Raw genomic sequence first — 3,664 nt, 5'->3', positions numbered from 1 at the left:
ATCACCATCGGCATGCAAGGCCGCTCGAAGCTGCGACTCCAACTGCTTACTGAGTCGGGCAGCCAGCTCTAGGAGAACAGCCTCTTTGTTGCTGAAATACTGATAGAACGTCCCGTTGGCCACCTGCGCGCGCCGGCAGATCTCAACGACAGAGGCCTCGTGGTAATTTCTCTCTTCGAATACTTCCTTAGCAACTGCCAGTAACTTTTCCCGGCAGGACTTGCCTTTGGGCGTGACCGGTTGTCTGCCCTTCTGATTGCGGCTCGTCATTTCCTGTCGTGCGCTCCAGCGCAACCATAGCACAGACCGGTCAGTTAAGCCAAAGCCGCGAATCAGCCGATGCCTTGAATTGGCAGCCGCACTCCCAACATCCTACCAGTTGCGCATGAAGAGACAGACTGCTGCGAACTATTACCAATCGTCCAAAGAAAAGCCATGTTTGATGAAGCGACATGCAGAGCAGTAGGAGAATGCCTCAAGCGGCAGTCTATGATCTTCTGAGGCCATTTGGGATTGCTTACTCATGCTACACTCGTTTCTACCGACCCACGTAAGCGGTCTCAGAGAAGATAACGCGCAGCGCCTGCAGCAGCCGACTGAGTCCCGTCGTGGCGCGTTCCGGAAGCGCCAAAGCAGCGCGTTCGTAGCCAGTGATTGGACAGCATGAACGAGTTGATGGGAAAACGGGTGAGGGACGCCCCTACAACGAACGTGTTTTTTTCCACGATTGGTATTAGTGCATGCCGTGGCGATGAAGCCGCCGCTGCTCGGAGCTCGCTCAGCTCAAAACGCTAGACTTGAACCGACCATGCAAGGGCGATTCGCTCCTGCCTTCTGGCTCCTGACTCCTGACTCAAATCACAGCCTTCAATCACAGACCGACAGGGCTTGATTCAAATCGGCGATGATGTCATCCACATCCTCGATGCCGACGGCCAGCCGTACCAGTCCATCTGTCAAGCCAGCCGCCAGTCGTTCTTGCGGCGGCACTGCGGCATGTGTCATCGAAGCTGGATGCTCAATCAGCGTTTCCGCATCGCCGAGGCTCACAGCCCGCGTGCACAGCTTCACCGCATTGACGCATCGGATAGCCGCCGTCAATCCGCCTTTCAATTCAAAGGACAACACGCCGCCAAATCCCTTCATTTGACGACGCGCGACTGCATGATATGGGCTGGTCTCCAAACCGGGATAAAAGACGCGCGCGACTTTCGGATGCCGTTGCAGAAATTGTGCGATGGCTAATCCGTTGGCATTATGCCGCTCCATGCGCAGCGCCAGCGTTTTCAGGCCGCGTTGTAACAACCATGCAGTGAACGGCTCACAGATGCCGCCCTTCTCGCGCAGCTCGTCTCGGATCAGCGAAATCAGCTCATTTGAGCCAACGATCACGCCGGCGATCAGGTCGCCATGGCCACCCAGATATTTGGTGGCGCTATGAATTACCAGATCAGCGCCAAGCGCCAACGGACGCTGATTACATGGCGTGGCAAACGTGTTGTCCACGACAAGGCACGCGCCGACTTTGTGAGCAATTTCGGCAATGGCAGCAATATCCGCGATGCCCAACAATGGATTGTCAGGCGTCTCAATATAGACCACGCGGGTCATCAATCCAACGGCCGAGCGGACGTCATCCAGATTGGTGGCATCTACGTGCCGCACGCTCATGCCACAGCGTCGCTCCATTCGATTGAGCAACACCAGCGTGCTTCCATATAGGACACGTCCGGCCACGACTTGTTGTCCGGGCGCTAACAACGAACAAAGCACCGTCGAAACGGCTGCCATGCCCGAACTGGTCAACAGCGCCGCTTGGCCGCCTTCCAAGGCCGCTATTTTCGAGGCGGTCGCTTCGACCGTGGGGTTCCCCAAGCGTGAATAGATGTAGCCGTCCGCGCGATGAGCAAAGAGTTCGGCTCCTTGTTCAGCGCTATCAAATGCGAACGTTGAAGTCAAATAGAGTGGCATACTCAAGGCGCGGGCGGCATCCGTAATTCTTCTTCCACCATGAATCGCCATTGTCGAATCGCCATATCGTGCCTCTGTTTGCTCCATGCCAACCTCCCCATTCAGAATTACGACGGAGTTAATCAATAGGCAAAGCTCATACCATTGCTGAAACTCTCACGCAGCGCCACTTTACTACAACCGGCGACAGACGTTAGCGCCACAACCGCAGCAAACGTCACTGCCCGCTGGCGCGGCTGTGGGGCATTGTACGCAGCCAGTGCGAGTAACGGCACAGAAAAGGCGCGAATCAGCGGTGCGTATCAATCATCGCGCGCTCTAACACCAACCGCTGCGGCCTGATAGATCACCAGCCCGCTTGCCATCATGTGGCACGCAACTTGCCCTTTCATTTATGTCATGGCATGGGGAACTATCCGCCACCATGATGCGTCAATAGGAGTGAGGCGCTATGTTTGAACAATCGCTCATCGAATCAGGCGTGCGAAGGCACAAAAGTTCGGTCAGATGGTTCTTCCTTCTGACGGCCTTTCTTTATGCGCTCGCTCTTTCTGCTATTGTCGTGGTTGGCATTTTGACGGCTAATCCCAAGTTTGCCGAGGCATTCATCGAAGCGACGCTGATTGCGCCGCCACCGCCACCGCCGCCGCCACCCCCGCCGGCAGCATCAGCGGTAACGGCACCGGCTAGGGTGCAAAAAGCCATTGTCATCCCCGCCGGATTCATTGCCCCAACGGTCGTACCGAAGCGGCTCCCACCAACCCTGGAAGAGGTGTCCGAAGTGATGGTCGTTGGTGGCGTACCTGGTGGTGTGCCCGGCGGCGTACCCGGCGGCGTGGTCGGCGGTGTACCTGGCGGGGTGATCGGCGGAGTTCTGAGCCCGACAGCGACGCCGCCGCCACCCCCGCCGGCAGCACCAAAACTGGAAGCACCACCGCCGCCGCCAACGACGCCACGTCGCGTTAGTACCGGCGTGCTGCAAGGTCAGGCTATCCGCCGTGTGACGCCTCAGTACCCGGCAGCGGCGCGAGCGGCTCGTCTGGAAGGCTCAGTGAGCGTCAACGTGGTGATTGATGAAGCCGGCAATGTGATCGAAGCTGAAGCTATCAGCGGTCACCCACTGTTTCGACAAGTTGCCCAACAAGCTGCGCTGCAATGGAAATTCCGCCCGACACTGCTCAACGGCATCCCCATCCGCGTCACCGGTGTGTTGATTTTCAACTTCCATCTGGGCGAATGAGCACAACCGTCAGCCCAGACTCACGAGCGAGCGTAGGCCAGCCAGACCAGAACCAAAAAGATCGTTGAGTAAACGATCTCCAGGACGCCGATGCGAGGCAGACTGAGCGCCGCCGTCGGTCTGAGCAAATACCAAAATGTCCGACCGACCGCTGGCGCAAAGAGTTGGGTGTATGGCATGAGGCTAATAGAAGTTGGTAGCTTCAACGCGAACCGCATGAGAGAAACGAAGAGATGAGCCAGAGCAAAGCCAAGGCAGTGCCCTTTGATGCTGTACATCTGCGCCTAGGAAAGCCAGGAGCCTAGTGGCAGACTTGACCGGCCTCTGTCGCCCGTGCCGGCGCTGGTTCCAGGGCTAGATGCTGAAGTTAGGATTGGCATCCGAGGTTCACTTCTTTTGCTGTACTGCGGCTGATGGGACGCGCTCCCAACATTTCATTGCTCGACCGAGGAG

General features: G+C 57.3%; 4 protein-coding genes. 1 reads left to right on the top strand and 3 read right to left on the bottom strand.

Going from position 1 to position 3,664, the window contains the following annotated elements; all coding sequences use genetic code 11:
- Together NZ823_01550 and NZ823_01545 are read right to left on the bottom strand one after the other, a co-directional pair.
- A partial coding sequence (locus NZ823_01550; GenBank protein MCS6803812.1) for a TetR/AcrR family transcriptional regulator occupies positions 1–270 on the bottom strand: 270 nt, incomplete at its 3' end.
- Between the two features lie 597 nt (positions 271–867).
- Positions 868–2,058 carry an aminotransferase class I/II-fold pyridoxal phosphate-dependent enzyme gene (locus NZ823_01545; GenBank protein MCS6803811.1) on the bottom strand — a complete coding sequence of 397 codons (1,191 nt, stop codon included), beginning with the start codon at positions 2,056–2,058 and terminating at the stop codon, positions 868–870.
- Between the two features lie 364 nt (positions 2,059–2,422).
- Between NZ823_01545 and NZ823_01540 the strand changes: the two genes are divergently transcribed.
- The gene (locus NZ823_01540; protein MCS6803810.1) at positions 2,423–3,211 is read left to right on the top strand and encodes a TonB family protein; all 789 of its coding nucleotides are present in this window, start codon (positions 2,423–2,425) and stop codon (positions 3,209–3,211) included.
- Positions 3,212–3,231: 20 nt separating this feature from the next.
- Here the strand turns inward: NZ823_01540 and NZ823_01535 are convergent, their stop codons facing one another.
- Complete coding sequence (locus NZ823_01535) at positions 3,232–3,489, bottom strand: hypothetical protein (GenBank protein MCS6803809.1); 258 nt, start codon at positions 3,487–3,489, stop codon at positions 3,232–3,234.
- Between the last annotated feature and the right edge of the window lie 175 nt (positions 3,490–3,664).

It is taken from the genome of Blastocatellia bacterium (genome assembly GCA_025054955.1).
Lineage (GTDB): Bacteria > Acidobacteriota > Blastocatellia > HR10 > J050 > JANWZE01.
The sequence above is the reverse complement of the archived record's forward strand: the minus strand, read 5'-3'. Positions and strand labels throughout refer to the sequence as shown.

Bases quoted from the DNA above. Each gene is read 5' to 3' on its own strand.
- NZ823_01545 (MCS6803811.1), bottom strand. From the start codon at position 2,058: ATGGAGCAAACAGAGGCACGATATGGCGATTCGACAATGGCGATTCAT.
- NZ823_01540 (MCS6803810.1), top strand. From the start codon at position 2,423: ATGTTTGAACAATCGCTCATCGAATCAGGCGTGCGAAGGCACAAAAGT.
- NZ823_01535 (MCS6803809.1), bottom strand. From the start codon at position 3,489: ATGTACAGCATCAAAGGGCACTGCCTTGGCTTTGCTCTGGCTCATCTC.